General features: G+C 56.8%; 16 protein-coding genes, 1 tRNA gene and 1 pseudogene. 6 read left to right on the top strand and 12 right to left on the bottom strand.

Features of this window, described 5'->3' with window-relative positions:
- Nucleotides 1-113 precede the first annotated feature (113 nt).
- On the top strand, nt 114-1,148 hold the full coding sequence (locus AC0L7S_RS06410) for an NADP-dependent oxidoreductase (RefSeq protein ID WP_473473586.1): 1,035 nt from the start codon (nt 114-116) through the stop codon (nt 1,146-1,148).
- 194 nt (nt 1,149-1,342) lie between these two features.
- On the opposite strand, the gene AC0L7S_RS06405 is transcribed toward AC0L7S_RS06410, so the two are convergent.
- From AC0L7S_RS06405 to aroA, 8 genes and pseudogenes are all read right to left on the bottom strand, one after another.
- Nucleotides 1,343-1,588, bottom strand: coding sequence for a MoaD/ThiS family protein (locus AC0L7S_RS06405; RefSeq protein ID WP_473473585.1), 246 nt, complete (start codon nt 1,586-1,588; stop codon nt 1,343-1,345).
- Nucleotides 1,588-3,852, bottom strand: a complete 2,265-nt coding sequence (locus tag AC0L7S_RS06400) for a xanthine dehydrogenase family protein molybdopterin-binding subunit (RefSeq protein ID WP_473473584.1) — start codon at nt 3,850-3,852, stop codon at nt 1,588-1,590. The genes AC0L7S_RS06405 and AC0L7S_RS06400 overlap by 1 nt, the downstream gene beginning before the upstream one ends.
- A 2-nt stretch (nt 3,853-3,854) precedes the next feature.
- Nucleotides 3,855-4,331, bottom strand: coding sequence for a (2Fe-2S)-binding protein (locus AC0L7S_RS06395; RefSeq protein ID WP_473473583.1), 477 nt, complete (start codon nt 4,329-4,331; stop codon nt 3,855-3,857).
- Complete coding sequence (locus tag AC0L7S_RS06390; protein ID WP_473473582.1) at nt 4,331-5,191, bottom strand: FAD binding domain-containing protein; 861 nt, start codon at nt 5,189-5,191, stop codon at nt 4,331-4,333. Before AC0L7S_RS06390 ends, AC0L7S_RS06395 begins: the two co-directional genes overlap by 1 nt.
- A 437-nt stretch (nt 5,192-5,628) precedes the next feature.
- Nucleotides 5,629-5,769, bottom strand: a pseudogene (locus AC0L7S_RS06385) (IS6 family transposase); the annotation flags it as partial.
- Between the two features lie 418 nt (nt 5,770-6,187).
- Nucleotides 6,188-7,885 carry a 30S ribosomal protein S1 gene (gene rpsA, locus AC0L7S_RS06380; protein WP_473473581.1) on the bottom strand — a complete coding sequence of 566 codons (1,698 nt, stop codon included), beginning with the start codon at nt 7,883-7,885 and terminating at the stop codon, nt 6,188-6,190.
- Between the two features lie 198 nt (nt 7,886-8,083).
- Complete coding sequence (gene cmk, locus AC0L7S_RS06375; protein ID WP_473474199.1) at nt 8,084-8,728, bottom strand: (d)CMP kinase; 645 nt, start codon at nt 8,726-8,728, stop codon at nt 8,084-8,086.
- Complete coding sequence (aroA, locus tag AC0L7S_RS06370; RefSeq protein ID WP_473473580.1) at nt 8,728-10,095, bottom strand: 3-phosphoshikimate 1-carboxyvinyltransferase; 1,368 nt, start codon at nt 10,093-10,095, stop codon at nt 8,728-8,730. Before aroA ends, cmk begins: the two co-directional genes overlap by 1 nt.
- A 194-nt stretch (nt 10,096-10,289) precedes the next feature.
- Here aroA and AC0L7S_RS06365 point away from each other — a divergent pair, with 194 nt between their 5' ends.
- From AC0L7S_RS06365 to AC0L7S_RS06345, 5 genes are all read left to right on the top strand, one after another.
- On the top strand, nt 10,290-10,667 hold the full coding sequence (locus AC0L7S_RS06365) for a TIGR02300 family protein (protein WP_473473579.1): 378 nt from the start codon (nt 10,290-10,292) through the stop codon (nt 10,665-10,667).
- A 171-nt stretch (nt 10,668-10,838) separates the two neighbouring features.
- A tRNA-Ala gene (locus AC0L7S_RS06360) sits at nt 10,839-10,914 on the top strand.
- Between the two features lie 242 nt (nt 10,915-11,156).
- Nucleotides 11,157-11,369 (top strand): hypothetical protein, encoded by a 213-nt coding sequence (locus tag AC0L7S_RS06355; protein WP_473473578.1) that lies wholly within the window; start codon nt 11,157-11,159, stop codon nt 11,367-11,369.
- On the top strand, nt 11,356-12,285 hold the full coding sequence (locus AC0L7S_RS06350) for a GIY-YIG nuclease family protein (RefSeq protein ID WP_473473577.1): 930 nt from the start codon (nt 11,356-11,358) through the stop codon (nt 12,283-12,285). Before AC0L7S_RS06355 ends, AC0L7S_RS06350 begins: the two co-directional genes overlap by 14 nt.
- A 453-nt stretch (nt 12,286-12,738) precedes the next feature.
- Nucleotides 12,739-14,553, top strand: a complete 1,815-nt coding sequence (locus tag AC0L7S_RS06345; RefSeq protein ID WP_473473576.1) for a hypothetical protein — start codon at nt 12,739-12,741, stop codon at nt 14,551-14,553.
- Nucleotides 14,554-14,569: 16 nt separating this feature from the next.
- Here AC0L7S_RS06345 and AC0L7S_RS06340 read toward each other — a convergent pair whose 3' ends face one another.
- Genes AC0L7S_RS06340 through AC0L7S_RS06325 form a run of 4 tightly spaced genes read right to left on the bottom strand, consistent with a single transcriptional unit; the run spans nt 14,570 to nt 16,673 of the window.
- Nucleotides 14,570-14,989 carry a CDP-glucose 4,6-dehydratase gene (locus AC0L7S_RS06340; RefSeq protein ID WP_473473575.1) on the bottom strand — a complete coding sequence of 140 codons (420 nt, stop codon included), beginning with the start codon at nt 14,987-14,989 and terminating at the stop codon, nt 14,570-14,572.
- A complete protein-coding gene (gene rfbG, locus AC0L7S_RS06335) occupies nt 14,986-15,630 on the bottom strand; it encodes a CDP-glucose 4,6-dehydratase (RefSeq protein WP_473473574.1) in 645 nt (214 codons plus the stop codon). The genes AC0L7S_RS06340 and rfbG overlap by 4 nt, the downstream gene beginning before the upstream one ends.
- A gap of 57 nt (nt 15,631-15,687) precedes the next feature.
- Nucleotides 15,688-16,350, bottom strand: coding sequence for a hypothetical protein (locus AC0L7S_RS06330; protein WP_473473573.1), 663 nt, complete (start codon nt 16,348-16,350; stop codon nt 15,688-15,690).
- Entirely contained in the window at nt 16,320-16,673 is a 354-nt protein-coding gene (locus AC0L7S_RS06325; RefSeq protein ID WP_473473572.1) for a glycosyltransferase, read from the bottom strand. Before AC0L7S_RS06325 ends, AC0L7S_RS06330 begins: the two co-directional genes overlap by 31 nt.
- Between the last annotated feature and the right edge of the window lie 6 nt (nt 16,674-16,679).

The following is a 16,679-nucleotide window of genomic DNA, read 5'->3' as shown; positions in this document are numbered from 1 at the left end:
CGACATCCTTGGGGGCATCAGCAAATAGAGGAAGATGATTTGCGAAGCGAAGAACGCGACACTTCTCCCAATAAACGCCCGTTCGTCAAACCGCGCATTGAAAGCAAAAATCCATGGCACAAACAGACAACACAAATCGCCAACTGATATTGGCTGAACGACCGAAGGGGGCACCCAATGCGGGCACACTGCGATTGATCGAAAGCCCCATTCCCGTGCCCGCCGCAGGACAGATGCTGCTGCGCACTGAATATCTATCGCTTGATCCCTATATGCGAGGCCGGATGAGCGATGCGCCGTCTTACGCCGCCCCCGTCGAAATCGGAGGCGTGATGGTAGGTGGCAGCGTCGCACGGGTCGTCACCTCGAATGTCAAAGGCTTTGCGCCGGGGGACTGCGTCCTGAGTTTTAACGGCTGGCAGGACTATGTTCTTTCAGATGGCAAGGGAGTGACCAATCTTGGTCAGTCGCCAGAACATCCCTCGTGGGCGCTAGGCATAATGGGTATGCCCGGTTTCACGGCCTGGGCAGGCCTGAAGCAGATAGGTGCGCCCAAAGCCGGCGAGACAATCGTCGTGGCCGCGGCGACCGGACCGGTCGGTGCGACTGTTGGGCAGATTGGTAAGCTGCTGGATTGTCGTGTGGTTGGCATTGCCGGCGGGTCCGACAAATGCACCTATGCGGTTGACGAACTGGGTTTTGATGCTTGCATAGATCACAAGGCCCCCGATTTTGCGGAACAGCTTGCCAAGGCCAGCCCCAACGGCATCGATATCTACTTCGAGAATGTCGGCGGCAAGGTGCTGGACGCGGTCATTCCGCTTCTGAATGCACATGCACGCGTACCTGTGTGCGGATTGGTGTCGCAATACAACGCAACCGAATTACCCGCAGGGCCGGACCGGATGAACTGGCTGATGGGTCAGATCCTGCGCAAGAAAATCAGGATGCAAGGTTTTATCATCTTTGACAGTTTCGGGCATCTCTACCCGGAGTTCGCCAAGGAAATGGGCGGCTGGGTCAAGAGTGGCAAGATCAAATATCGTGAGGAAATCATAGAAGGTCTGGAAAACGCCCCGGCTGCCTTCATCGGCCTTCTCAATGGCGAAAATTTCGGCAAGCGTGTGATCCGCGTCGGTCAAAACTGAAGGAAACGCAGCAAATTTCTGGTCGCTTGTCTGGACGATCTCACGACCGGTTGCGTGACATCGTCAAGATGAGCGACCACTTCACAACTGAAGACACTGCCGCACCTAACCGTGCCGCAGCCAACAGGTGACCCTTTCTTGTCCCCGTGACAAGGCCAAGGTCTTGGTCGTCGATGGCGTGAACGGTTGTCCGATCATCCTCCGGCAAGACGCGGCAGCAGGAAGATTTCGGCATCTTGTGGCAATTCCTTCGACCAGGTATCGCGATAGATCACGCCGTCGATTGCGACGGCGATGCCACGTTCGATGTGAGGTTCAAGACCGGGATACTGTTCCGACAGCTTTCTGAACAGCTCACGGATATCCTTCGCCTCGATGTCGAGCTTGTTCTTGCCTCCGGCTGCCGTGCCAAGCGACCCCCAGAGCGTCACTTCGACCATCAGCCTGCCTGTTCCACCTCGATTGCTGCCAGGATGCGCGGCGGTGACATGGGTATATGCGTCATCCGCACGCCCGCTGCGTTCGATACCGCATTGGCGATCGCCGCAAGCGGTGGCACGATCGACGTCTCTCCCACGCCGCGCACCCCATAAGGATGGTTGGGATTGGGGATTTCGAGAATCTGCGTGTCGATCATCGGCAGGTCCGAGCAGACCGGGATACGATAGTCGAGAAAGCCGGGATTCTGAAGTCGCCCATCCTTGCCGTAGATATATTCCTCGTTGAGCGCCCAGCCGATGCCTTGCGCGGCGCCGCCCTGATACTGCCCCTCCACATAGGTCGGGTGTACTGCTTTTCCGGCGTCCTGAACGACGGTGTAGCGCAGAACCCTTGTGGCACCAGTTTCCGGGTCGACTTCGATATCGCAGATGTGAGTGGCAAAGGACACACCGGCACCGTCGGCGACGAGTTCGCTGTGGCCGGCTATCGGTCCGCCCGTATTGCCCGCCGTGGCCGCAATCTCCTTGAGCGACAGTGGTTGAAGATTGTCGTACTTCGCGCCTTTGGCAATGGCGTGGCCATTTTCCCAGACAATATCGCCGACCGGAATGTCCCACACCTGTGCAGCGCGTTCCTGCAGGACACGGATGACATTGCGAGCAGCCGAGATCGTCGCCAGGGACGAAGAGAACGTGCCGCGGCTTCCATCTGTCATGTCATTGTAGCCGAGGGTGGAAGTGTCGGCGACCACCGCTTTCACCTGCTCATAGGCAACGCCGAGCTCCTCCGCCGCTACCAGCGACAGCGAGGCACGCGAACCGCCCACGTCCATGGTTCCAACCGCAAGCGAGACCGTGCCGTCGATGCCGATGTTAATATCAGTGCAGGTCTGGCCACCAAAGTTGAACCAGAAGCCGCAAGCCATACCGCGCCCCTGATTCTTGCCCAGAGGAGCCTTCATATGAGGATGGTTTTTCGCCGCCTCAAGCGTCGGGCCGATGCCGATCGGGCCATATACCGGACCGTAGGACGATCTCGTGCCCTCCTGGGCGGCGTTTTTGATCCGGAAGTCGACGGGCTTCATTCCGATCTTCTTGGCCAATTCGTCGACTGCGCTTTCCACCGCGAAGGCCGCCATCGGTGCCGACGGCGCGCGATAGGCCGTGGTCTTGGGCCGATTAACCAGCACTTCATAGCCGACTGTCTTGACGTTATCGAGGTTGTAGCAGGCAAACGCGGTCATGGCGCCGAGTTCTGCCCACATGCCGTAATAGGGGCCGCAGGAATAGCGCAATGTCGCCGATGCCGCCGTGATCGTGCCGTCCTTGCGCGCTCCAATCTTGACATCGATCGATGTTGCGCTGGTTGGCCCCGAGGCGCGGAACACCTCATCGCGCGTCATGACGAGCTTTACCGGCCGGCCGGCTTTGCGCGATAGCGCCAGCGCGACCGGTTCTGACCAGACATGGGTCTTGCCGCCGAAACCACCGCCGATCTCTGACGAGGTGACGCGCAGCTTGGAGACATCCATTCCAAGCAGTTGGGCGCAGTGCTGGCGATAGACGAAATGGCCTTGCGTGCAGACCCAAAGGTCGGCGGTTCCATCGGAACTGGCGTTTGCCACGCAGGCATGCGGCTCGATATATCCTTGATGCGTCTGCTCGGTCTTGAAGGAGCGTTCGACGATGAATTCGGCTTGCTTGAAGCCCTCCTCGATGTCGCCATGACCGTACTGGCTGTGCTTGGCGATGTTGGACGCTTTGCCAGGCTTGGGTTCGACGCCCTCGGAAAATACGGTCTCGTGCAGCACCGGCGCCGTGGGCTTCATTGCCTCGTCAACATCGGTTACATGCGCCAGCACCTCGTAGTCGACCTCGATGAGCTTCAGCGCCTGCTTGGCCGTGCGCTCGTCGATCGCAGCAACCGCCGCCACCGCATGGCCGTCATAGAGCGCCTTCTTGCGCGCCATGCAATTATCGAGGATGTCGTACATAGCGGAATCGCCGTCGGTCAGGTCGGGCAGGTCGGCCGCAGTGATAACCGCCTTCACACCGGCCAGTTTCTCCGCCTTCGATGTGTCGATCTTCCTGATCTTGGCGTGAGCGTGCGGGCTTCTGAGAATGCGGCCAACGAGTTGGCCGGCCATGTTGAAGTCCGCGCCGTAACGTGCGCGGCCCGTCACCTTGTCGACGCCGTCGGGGCGGATGGGACGCGTGCCGACGGATGTGAAATTGCGTTCCAGGTAGCGCGGATCGAAACCCATGGTCATACTCCCTTCATCACGCTCGCAGCGTCCTGAACGGCGCGCACGATCTTGTCATAGCCAGTGCAGCGGCAGAGGTTTCCGGCCAGGCCGAAGCGGATTTCTTCCTCGGTCGGATCAGGGTTTTTAGCCAGAAGATCTTTCGCCGCTACCAGGAAACCTGGCGTGCAGATGCCGCATTGCAGCGCCGCGTGTTCGAGGAACTTCTGCTGGAGCGGATGCAGTTTGTCGCCGTAGGCCATGCCCTCGACGGTCTCGACCCGCCGGCCTTGCGCCTCCGCGCCGAGCACCAGGCACGAGCACACCAGCCTGTCATCGAGGATGATACTGCACGCACCGCAGTCGCCCGTACCGCAGCCTTCCTTGGCTCCCGTGAGCCCTAAGCGATCACGCAGCACATCGAGCAACGTTTCGTCCGGCTGGCACAGGAATTCATAATTATCGTCGTTAATCGTGGTTGAGACTGCGATTCCAGCCATTATTTGCCTCCTGCACGCTCATAAGCGGTCGCGGCGGCTCGTTTGGCCATCACGCCGGCAACTTTCCTCCTGAACGCGACGGTGCCGCGCTTGTCGTCAATGGGACGGCAGGCCACCGAACAAGCCTCTGCGAGCTTCTCGAGTGTGGCTGCATCCGTCTTTGTACCAATAAGAATCTGAGTGGCCTCATCTACCAGAAGTACCGTCGGTGCCGCGGCTCCCAGCGTCACGCGGGCCGATTTGACGACACCTTCCTCATCGATCGTCAAGCTCACGCCCGCACTGACCACTGCGATATCCATCTCCGTACGAGGAATGAAACGAAGATAAGCGTCACCCGAACGCGGCGGGCGCTTGTCGAGCAAGATCGCCTCGATGATCTCGCCTTTGGCGAGCGACGTCTTGCCTGGCCCGGTCGGCACAGCCTCCACTGCAATCGTGCGTCTGCCTCCCGGTCCGGCAACCAATGCTCTGGCACCGGCCGCGACCAGCGCCGGCACACTGTCGGCCGCCGGTGAGGCGTTGCAGAGATTGCCGACGATGGTGCAGCGTCCCTGCACCTGCTTCGAGCCGATCAGCTTCGCCGCTTCAACGACGCCGGGCCATTCCTTCTGCAAGGCTGCGCTCTCTCCCAATATGGCGCAAGGCACTGCCGCACCTATACTGAAGCCTTCCGCCGTCTGCCTGATTTCGTCCAGTCCGTTTATCGTCTTGATGTCGACGATCAGGTCGGGCTCGACGAAGCCGCCCTTCATCCTCACCAAGAGGTCGCTGCCTCCAGCGAGAATGGCGGTCGGGCCAGTTGACCCGGTCAACAGGCCAACAGCTTCTTCCATTGAATACGGACGCTCGTAGCGCATCTTATCCCCTTGATAATCACAATCTCATCGACCTGTTATAATGCGTCCGCTCAAAATCTCCATCCTGTTCATGCATTTGCTGTAACCGAAGTCAGCCGTAGCAAATCCGGTTCAAAACGACACGAAAAAAACGATTACGGGAACCTGTGCCCTAGCGCAGCAGTGAACGCTGACCGATAGGATGAATGCACAGATATAAATACTGCGACCGACAACATCACGATTTCCAATCAGCAAGGTGCGCAGACTCGCGGCCACATAATTGGTCGCGACAAAGTAACTGTTCTGCCCAAGCCGAGGTTGCTCAAAGAACTGCACCTCCGTCCGAAGGAGCAATACGAATGTAACGAGCAGACCGGACAACCATTGACGACTTGGCGGTTATCATGCCCAACGTGCGGTCGACGGAATTTCGGGGCTGCGGGCCAAGCTCAAAGCCGGTGAATGGTCGTATGGTCAGTGGCAATCCCCGGCTCGGCCAACATCTCTTCCAGATCCCACAGGCTCAGACCGTGGACCAGATACCGGCGTACACACAACAGGATCACCGACTGCTCGAACGGGCTGCCCTCGAACATTCACTTCTCCGAAAATCGTCGCGAGGTATTGTCTTAGGATAAGTAATCAAAACGTTGCAACACAAGCTGCACTTCAGCATCCCTGGATGAATGCTACAGCGCATAGCGATTTCGCTGATCGACTCCTCATGCTCCCGAACCGCGATCAGGCTGAAAGTTCGTGCACGCCGAAGAACCGTCGCACAAAAGGGCCTTGATCGCCGCCGAACAGGGTCGCCCGGACGTGGCGCGCCGCCGTGTCCAATGGGGGCATGAGAACGGGATCGACACCGTCTGCTTTGCTATCGATAAGGAAGTACTGAACCGGTCGCTAAAACGCCGTGCGTCCAGATGGATGCACGGCGTTTTATCACATTAATTGAGCCGCGGACCGACGACCAATTTCGGTCCGATGCTCTAAAAGCGTGAAGCTTGGACTTTAGCTGCCCTGCTTCTTCAAGGCTGCGCCCAGAATATCGCCAAGGGAAGCGCCCGAATCGGTCGAACCGTACTGAGCGACCGCCTGCTTCTCTTCTGCGATTTCCAGCGCCTTGATGGAGACCTGCAGCTTGCGGGTCTTCTTGTCGAAGGCGATGATGCGCGCATCGAGCTTCTGGCCAACCGTGAAACGCTCGGGACGCTGTTCGTCACGATCGCGGGAAAGGTCCGAACGCTTGATGAAGGTTTCAATGCCGCTTTCGACAAGCCGCACATCAAGACCACCATCCTTGACGCCGATGACTTCACAGGTAACCACGGCATTCTTGCGCAGTTCTCCACTTGCGGCTGCATCGCCAGCTGCATCGTTTTGCATCTGCTTGACGCCGAGCGAAATACGCTCCTTCTCGATATCGACATCAAGCACCTGCGCCTTGACCATATCGCCGCGATTGTACTCCTCGATCACTTGTTCGCCTGGACGATTCCAGTCGAGATCGGAGAGATGGACCATGCCGTCCACATCGCCCTCAAGGCCGATGAAGAGACCAAACTCGGTCTTGTTCTTGACCTCGCCTTCAACCTGGCTGCCCACGGGATGATCACGCGCAAAGGCTTCCCACGGATTGTCCAGTGTCTGCTTGAGGCCGAGCGAAATACGGCGTTTGGCCGGATCGACCTCGAGCACGACAACGTCGACCTGCTGCGTGGTTGAAAGGATCTTGCCTGGATGCACGTTCTTCTTCGTCCACGACATTTCCGAAACGTGGATAAGACCTTCGATGCCTGGCTCCAGTTCAACAAACGCACCGTAGTCGGTGATGTTGGTAACTGTGCCGCTGATCTTCTTGCCGATAGGGAACTTGGTGCCGATATCAGACCACGGATCGCTTTCGAGCTGTTTCATGCCGAGCGAGATGCGGTGCGTTTCCTGATTGATGCGGATGATCTGCACCTTCACCGTCTGGCCGATATTGAGGATTTCGGTCGGATGGTTGACGCGCCGCCATGCCATGTCGGTGACATGCAGCAGGCCGTCTATGCCGCCGAGATCGACGAAAGCGCCATAATCGGTGATGTTCTTGACGACACCCTCGACGACCTGACCCTCTTCGAGGTTCTGCACGATTTCCGAACGCTGTTCGGCACGGCTTTCTTCAAGCACGGTGCGCCGCGAAACGACGATGTTGCCACGACGGCGATCCATCTTGAGAATTTCGAAGGGCTGCGGATTGTGCATGAGAGGCGTGACATCGCGGATCGGGCGGATATCGACCTGCGAGCGTGGCAAGAAGGCCACCGCGCCATCCAGATCGACGGTGAAGCCGCCTTTGACCTGATTGAAGATGACACCCTCGACGCGCTCGCCATTGGTGAATTTCTCTTCGAGGCGGACCCAGCTTTCTTCACGCCGCGCCTTGTCGCGCGAAAGCATAGCTTCGCCAAGGGCGTTTTCGATGCGCTCGACATAGACCTCGACGGTATCGCCGACCGCAAGGATCGCATCCTTGCCCTTGGCACCGAATTCCTTCAGTGGCACACGGCCTTCGACCTTGAGGCCGACATCGATGATGGCCATGTCTTTTTCGATTGCCGTGACCGTACCTTTGACGACCTGGCCTTCGCCGGAGTGACCGGTGGAAAATGATTCTTCGAGCAGACTCGCGAAATCGTCGCGAGAGGGGTTTGCAGCTGACATATTTTCTCCTGGAGTGCCTCATCGAGGCAAGCGCCGTAGGTTAGAGTTGCGTTTCCCTGCCGGCACTCCAGGCTCTAAAGCCTTGGCCGCTTCTGGCGGCAATTCCGACGCATGATGAATGCAGGCAGGCGGTTTTAAAACCCAGTATGACATTTTGCGTTGCTGCCGACAATTCGACGCGAACGCTGTTTATCAAGCCTAGGCTTCGTCTCTCTTGGCAAGGGCGCGATCTACTATCGCCTTGGCCGCAAGAAACGCGGTTTCTATATCCATTTCACTCGTATCTAGCAAGTGCGCATCTGGTGCCGGCCTTAGCGGCGAGTCCGCCCTGCCCATATCGCGCTCATCGCGGCGTGCAATGTCGGCAAGAATCGTCGCGAAATCGCCGCTACCCCCATTCGCTTCGATTTCGGCCAGACGCCGCCCCGCCCGCACCGCAGCGCTCGCCGTTACATAGAGTTTTACGTTCGCATTCGGACAGACCACCGTGCCGATGTCACGACCATCGAGGACGGCACCTGATGCCTGCCGGGCGAAGGCGCGCTGTTTGTCGACGAGAATGGCCCGCACCCGAGGAATGACCGCGATCCGCGACGCCGCCTCGCCCACCGCATGAGCGGACAGCGTTGCCTTGTCCAGCCCGCCAAGCTCAACACGCTGAGCAGCCTCAATGGCGTGCAGTTCGTCGCCCAACGGCCAGCCTTTGGTCAAAAGCACATGCGCGACAGCACGATAGGTCAGGCCGGTATCCAGATGCGGCAGGTGGAAATAATCTGCCAGCCGCCTGGCCAGCGTGCCCTTGCCCGCGCCTGCCGGGCCGTCAATGGCGATGATAAGTGCAATCAACTCGGTTCCACCGTCTCGATCTCCGCGCCAAGCCCTGCCATCAATCCCATGAATTCGGGAAAGCTTGTAGAGATCATGGTGCTGTCGTCGATGGTCACCGGCTTTTCGCTCGCCAGGCCCATGACAAGGAAGCTCATGGCAATACGATGATCGAGATGGGTTTCCACCACAACGCCTCTGGAGCGCGCGCCAAGCCCTTTGCCGCCAGGTACGCCGCGCACCGACAGAGTGGTTTCGGTCTCGTTGCAATCGACCCCATTGAGGATCAGTCCATTTGCGACCGCTGCCAGCCGGTCAGATTCCTTGACGCGCAATTCCTCCAGCCCCTGCATCAATGTTTCGCCCTCGGCAAAAGATGCGGCAACGGCCAGCACTGGATACTCATCAATCATCGACGGTGCGCGTTCGGGCGGAACCACCACACCCTTGAGTTCCGAGTAGCGGACACGCAAATCTGCGACGTCTTCTCCCCCGGCATTGCGGGGAGCCAGGATTTCGATCTGGCCGCCCATTTCCTGCAAGGTGAGCAGCAAGCCGGTACGGGTCGGGTTCATCAGCACATTTTCAATGATGATATCCGACCCCGGCACGATAAGTGCGGCCACCAGCGGAAAGCTGGCCGAAGAGGGGTCGCCCGGCACGGCAATTGTCTGGCCGGTCAGTTTGCCTTGCCCTTCGATAAAGATATGGCGTACGCCACGCTCATCGACTTCGACCTGTAGTTGGGCACCAAAGCCAACCAGCATTTTTTCGGTGTGATCTCTGGTCATCACCGGTTCGATGACCGTCGTGACACCTGCAATGTTCAATCCCGCAAGCAGTACCGCGGATTTCACCTGAGCAGAGGCCATCGGCACGCGGTAGCTGATGGGGGCTGCATGCTTGGGCCCCCGCAGCGTGATCGGCATACGATCACCGGGGCTTGCCTTCAGCACCTGCACTCCCATCTGCCTGAGTGGATCAAGCACGCGACCCATGGGTCGGCCCGATAGCGAGGCATCCCCAATAAAAGTTGTTTCCATGTCATAGGTACCGACGAGACCCATGGTGAGTCGCGAGCCGGTGCCTGCATTGCCAAAATCGAGCGGCGATTGCGGCTCTAGCAAAGCACCATTGCCGGTGCCGCGGATCACCCATTCGTCGGCGCGTTTTTCAATATGCGCGCCCATTGCTTTCATGGCTTGCCCCGTGCGCAAGACGTCTTCACCTTCCAACAAGCCTGTAATGCGCGTCTCGCCCGACGCCAGACCACCAAACATGAAGGCCCTGTGCGAAATCGATTTATCGCCTGGTACATGCGCGGTTCCTGACAGTGCACCTGATCTGGTGGCTATGGCCGGCTTAGGGGCGACTGCTTGTGACATAATAATCCTCGTGCATAAAAAGCCGCAGGATCGGCTTTTTGCCATGTGGCGGCGGTCTCGTATCATGCCAGGCTGCAATGGTCATCCCTAGACCCGGGCAATACAAATACATAGCGTGGAAACACCCGTTTTTAGCTTTGACACTGCCGCAAACTGCGGTTAAGGGGACCAAACTTTTCCAAAAGAGGTTTGCCGTGGCGAAATCCGAACTTGGCACAAAACGCATCGACCCGGAAACGGGTCAGAAATTTTACGACCTGAACAAGGACCCTGTTGTCTCGCCGTATACAGGCAAGACATATCCGCGTTCCTATTTCGAAAGCGGTAAGCTTTCGCTTGACGATGACGAGGAAGAAGTCGTCGAAAAAGAAGCGGAGGAGGAAGTCGAAGTCGTATCTCTTGAAGACGCCGACGAGGAGGCCAAAGGCAAGGATAAACCAGACACTGACGACGATGATGATGTCGATCTCGGTGATGACGACGACGATGATACGTTCCTAGCCGATGACGAAGAGGACGATGATGACGTGTCCGATATGATCGCTGTTGGTGACGACGACGACGACAGTTGATCTTTCAAATATCGCCACCGGGTACAGTTTTGCGTAGCCGGGCGATAAAAGCGGATGACGAAGGCTTGATATTGATTGAAGGCGGGGGTAGAAGCCGCCAATACTAACGGGCTCGGGGCAATCCGTGCTTGATCTCTTCGCCGGAAACGGTGCCGGTCGACTGCCGGATGTGGGGCCATAGCTCAGTTGGGAGAGCGCTTGAATGGCATTCAAGAGGTCGTCGGTTCGATTCCGATTGGCTCCACCATTTAGTCATTTAACTAACTGAAATAGCTTAATATTTTCGTGAAGCCTATTTCTTTCCCCACGTTTTCCTTTTGTTGCCAACTCTCGAGCCGTCCATAGGAATGAACGGGTTTTTGGCGTTCTGTGCAAACAGTGAAAATCTCGCAATCGTGCTGACCACGCACGAGCATCCATACATCACTCAACTTTCCCATCGTGTTGGCATCTGGTCAATATTTTGTGCCATGCGCCTTGTTTCGTTCCATGATCATTACACGTGACCCTGTCGCAGGGCGCGACGAATATCCGGACGCTTCATGGTTTCGTGATGAAAGCAGCGAAACCGGCGAAACGCTAAACGTGCCGGAATACGTTGCAACTGCGATCCTTGATCAATTACGCTCTGCAGTGTGCGGATCGAGGCGGCCACTGGTGAATCCTCAGAAATTGTCGGAGTTGATGAATGATGACGCCTGAAGTCTTCGGTCGGACGATCCAACTTTTTCTTGTCGATGGCACACCCACCGGTTTGCGCAAAGCTACGATCCATGGCTGGACCGGCTTGATCTTCGTAGCAACAGACTCGACATTTGCGTCTCTTGCGACGCGGGCCGAAGTAGATCGAACCGGCGTCTACATTCTTGCAGGCCCAGACCCCGAACGGCAGGGCACAACGCGTGTATATATTGGTTCGGCCAATTCCGTGCGTGAGCGGATCAAGCAAAGCGCTGTCCAGCGCGAATTCTGGGAGACGGCTATAACGGTCACCACCAGCGACGATGACTTATCCAAAGGCCATGCCGAATATCTCGAAGCACGGCTGATTGAGATGGCCGACGAAGCAGGCCGCGCAGCGCTCGATAACAGTACAAATCCTGCCAGCCTGCGCCGTCGTCTACCTGAAGCGGACCGCGCCAATATGGAGCAGTTCCTAGTCAATTTGAAAATTATCCTCCCCGTCATTGGGCTTGAGATGCTCAAGCCTCAGCCCCGCGCAGCGAGCCAGACCCGTACGCCTATTGAGCAACGAACGTCTGATGACGTGCATTTCGAGATGCGCCACAAGACGGGTGTGCAAGCCGAAGCAGTCGAGGAGGACGGTGAATTTATCGTGCTCGAAGGCTCTCAGGCCTTAATCAACACGGGCTTTGTCCAGCAAAACTATGCGGCATTGAAGCAAAAGCTGATCACCGAGGGTATCCTTGGCCCTCTTAGCGACGACATGATGACCTTTGTTAAGCCCTATCCCTTCTCCAGTCCTTCGGCGGCCGCCGCTACCGTGCTTGACCGAAATAGCAACGGACGGACAGAGTGGAAGGTAAGAGGTTCCAAGCAGAATTATCACGACTGGCAAGAAGCCCGAGTCGCGAGGGAGGAAGCGGTGGATGAGTGAAAATTGTCGACCGGTACCTGAAAGCCAAGAATATGGAACAGTCGGTGAAGTGCAAAAATCCCTGATGGAAGCACATCCTCAAATCTGTCCCGCAGGTACTGTCGTCAGACGCTGTCCATCATCAGAACATTTGAGACAGACATATGCGAATATCAGAAGAGTGTTGGCCGCATCTTGTTTGGTTGATTTAAGCAGAGATAATTCCCTCCGCTTTTCGGGTGGAGCGTGGAAGGGATCGATATAAATGTCATAGCAGCAGGGCTGTGTGTGGGGGCATGGCGCGACGCAGATCGCCTCCATTCAAATTCACTCGCCGAAATAAACAACGCGTGTTAGAGAAGCATTTGCAATGCTCGGCGTTATCGTGACCTGGATCAAATCGCGTCACCTGGGAACGGATGTCCGAGACGCCGGAGAAATCATCCGACGATATGGGGCTTGGGGACGGCGCGAATGAACGAAAAGCATCGAAAGCTTTTTCCCGTCATCTTCGTCGCTCTTTTGATGCTCGTTTTTGGAGCCTGGCAGCACCTTTTGTTCTCCTTCTCCGTCGGAGAGCCTGCCTGGTTCAAGAATGCCTACGATGAAGACACCTATATCCTGCTTTCCAATGGATTGAGCGCGGCGCGTCTCGATCGCACACTTTCCGATGACATCGCCCGGTCGCTGCTATTCATCACCGGCGGTTCTCCGTCGGCGACCCTTGTCGGTTTCGATCTCGTCTTCCCGCCGCTTATCTTCCTTTCAGGCTATTTCTTTGCCTCGCGTCTCTTTGCCAGTTCTGCCTTTCGTGTGCTTTTGTCGCTGCTTTTGATGTTCTCGACCGATTTGTTCAGCCTGGGCAACAGCGCCTCCTATCTCAGCAAGTTGATCTCCCTGGAGCATTTCAAGACGATCATCGGTTTGCTTGGGCCCAACCTGGTGCCGCCGATCGAAACGTCCTATCCCGCTATTCTTCGCTCGCCTGAGCCGCAGGTCGTATATGTGGTGGCGTTTTTATTCGCCGGACTGCTTGTGGACATTGTGCGCCGCAGCCAGCGGGAAACGAAGTTGGCGACCTGGCTGGCTTTCGCCGTCATGCAGGTCCTGCTGACGCTTTCATATTCCCTGGTAAGCCTGCCCCTTCTGATGGTCGAAATTTTCGCGGCACTTGTGCTGCTGGTCTGCCGCTCATTTAGAACAGCCGCTTTGCTAGTGGTTTTTTGCGGGCTGTCGCTTGGTACCATAGTGACCGCCTATATCGGCCTCGACGCTGAAGGTTCGAGGGTTTTCGCCAGCCGTCTTCCGAGCATATCGGTTGCGGTCTTTGGCGGGCTCGTTCTCGTTTGCATCATTGGCGCGCTCTTGTGGAAACGGAGAGGCGCGGATCGTATGCTCTGGCTCGCGATGGGCTTCGCTGGTCTCCCGATCGCGCTCATGAATCAGCAATTGTTGACGGGGATGATGATCAGCACGCGCGATTGGGAGCGATATGTCAACCATCCGGCGTTGATGATGGGCCTAGGGATAATGGTGTCGAGGTTGGCACCGGCTGCCAACGGGGCAACGTTGGAACGTTATCTGCGGTGGGCTTTCGTCCCGGTGATCCTGCTCTTACTGGTTGCCTTTGCAAGCTTGCAGCGGGCGACCTCACTCTGGTTTCCGCTCAATATGGATACACTTGCCATGGCCAGGGCAATTGACGCTGCCCCCAACAAACTCGACGGATGGACATTGGTGCTCGACGAACCGGGACTGGCGCCAGCTTTGGCTGTGCGTCTGGATGGCGGGCGTGATTTCCTTATCGATTATACCGATGTCGTTCTCGATTGGATTCCCAGCTTGGCGAATGCGGGATTTCAGCTGACACGGCATGGGGAAGCGTTGTTTGAATATTGGCGGCTGCGCGGATTGTCCAAGGAGAAGGTCGCAGACATCCTGAAAAAAGAGGCCCAAGCGCGCAACGGCTATTTTTCCGCATTCTTCTTCAATATCTGCGACTATTGGTATCCGTGCACGGATGATCGCTCCGTGCAAAGCAAGGCGATCGCCGCACACTTGCCGGAAATTGCCACTGCCTATGAGGCGTACAGAATGCACTCATCCGGAAGATATGCGGGTCGTCGCTATGCCTTCATTTCCACAACGAAGGCTCCGATCAACAGCGAGTTTTTGAAACCACACCTGCTTCGCATGCGACAGTTAATGGTGCGAGTGCCAGTGTGTATCTGCAAAAGTAGAAGGCTATTTGTGGTTCAATCAATGAAGCAGCGCCTGGCGGTCGCCTGATCTACATGAAACGGCGCTAAGTTTCCTTGCCGCGCCGCGCGGCGTAGCTGGCGATCTGTTCCTCCACGAGATCGGCTGCGTCTTCCCCCGCGCCACGGCGACGATACCAGTCGGCGGTCCACGCCACAGTGGTTGAAAAATCCAGTACCGGATTCCAATGTAGCAGCTGGCGTATCCTGGAAATATCGAGGCGTAGGAAATTCGCCTCTTTAAGTTCGGAGGATTGCACTTCGATCGAGTTGTCGGATTTGTTCAGGTCCGTGAGGAGGGCGCGCACCAAAGTTTCGACAGTGACTTCGTTGCCCGGTTCCGGCCCTACGTTCCATGCGCCGACAGCAACGTCATCGCCGGCGAGCAACCGCTCCCCGATATGCAGATATGCGTGCACCAATTCCAGAACGTGCTGCCAGGGGCGGATGGAGTTCGGGTTCCTCAACACAACAACCTGACCGGCATCGCCAGTGCGAATGATATCGGGAACCAGACGATCTTCTGACCAGTCCCCCCGCCTATGACGTTGCCCCCGCGAACGGTGGCCATTTTTAGCGAGCCGGACATTGGCAGCATGGTTTGGGCATAGCAGTCGGCTATCAACTCAGCACAAGCCTTGCTGGCACTGTACGGGTCTTTTCCGCCAAGCCGGTCCGTCTCTCTATAGCCCCATGCCCACTCTTTGTTTCGGTAAACCTTGTCCGTCGTCACGACCACCACCGCGCGCACCGAAGGGCACTGGCGGATTGCTTCCAGCACGTGGGCTGTTCCCATCACGTTCGATGCAAATGTTCCAACCGGGTCGCGGTAGGACCGGCGAACCAGCGGCTGGGCGGCTAGGTGAAAAACGATCTCCGGAGATGCTGCTTGCAGATGTTTTCGGACTGTGTCGAAGTCACGGATATCGCCAAATTCCGATTCCATCCCATCGGCAATATTGGCGCTGTCAAATAGATTGGGAGACGTCTCTGGAGGTAGCGCAAGCCCACTGACAAGGGCGCCTTTTCTTTTCAGCCAAGCGCATAACCAACTGCCCTTGAAGCCTGTATGACCGGTAACGAATGTGCGAACACCGCGATAAGACATCGATATAAGAACCTTGGTGACTTGCCGAACTTACATGATTAGGGGGCTCAATTCCGGTCAATCCAGGCGCCGAGGCATAGTGAGATCTCCCTCGATCTTCTCAATCGGCCTGTCGAAATTGATTGCGTCCGAAATAATTGTCAGCGGGCGGGTACGTATCTGGTCATAAATCCGTCCGACATAGATGCCGATTATACCCAGGAAAAGGCTATTGAGGCCAATCCCGAACAGGATAAGGATCTGTGTGGTGGTGAAGCCCTTTGGGATCGCGCCAGGATGCAGGAACTGGTATCCGATGTAGAAGGCCGCGAGAGCCATTGCAGCGAAGGCGATCGCTACGCCGACATAGAAAGCGATCCGCAATGGAAGGCTCGAATGTGCGAGAATGCCTTGCATAGCCAGACGCACGAGGGCACTGAAACGGAACTTGCTTTCATTGTGCAGCCGTTCAGCACGATCAAAGGGAATTCCGATCTGGCGTCTCGCCAGCGACGAGATCAGCCCACGCAAATAGATATGCGGCTCGTGAATACGCCGCAGCTTTTCGATCACCGATCGATCAATCAGGCGGAAGTCGCCCGCGTCGGGTATGAGGTGGGGGCCGTCAAGCCTGGCTATGAGCCGATAGTAGGTTTTTCGAGCCTGGTGCAGCAACCGGTTCTCACGCCGCTGCCGACGTACGCCGACGACTACATCGTAGCCTTCACGCCATTGTTGCAAGAACGCGCCGAATAATGCGGGTGGATCCTGAAGATCGGCGTCGATCTGGATCGCGGCGGCTCCCTGGCCAATCGATAGCCGGTCAACAAGGATTTCTGAAAACCGAAATTGCGGACAAAGCGAACCACCCGGACTGACGAATCCACCTGTGCGATATCGCAAAGTTTTCCAAATGTGGAATCTGTCGAACGGTTATCGGTGAAGATGAACTCGAATTCATATTCGTCCAGTTCAGTCGTAACTTGCTTCAATGCCTCGTAGGTTTTCTGAACATTGTCTTCTTCGTTGAATACCGGAATGATGATCGAAATGAGTGTTTTCATCGCCAT

Source organism: Mesorhizobium sp. G2-6-1 (assembly GCF_055809095.1).
This window is presented reverse-complemented; position numbering and strand designations above follow the sequence as displayed.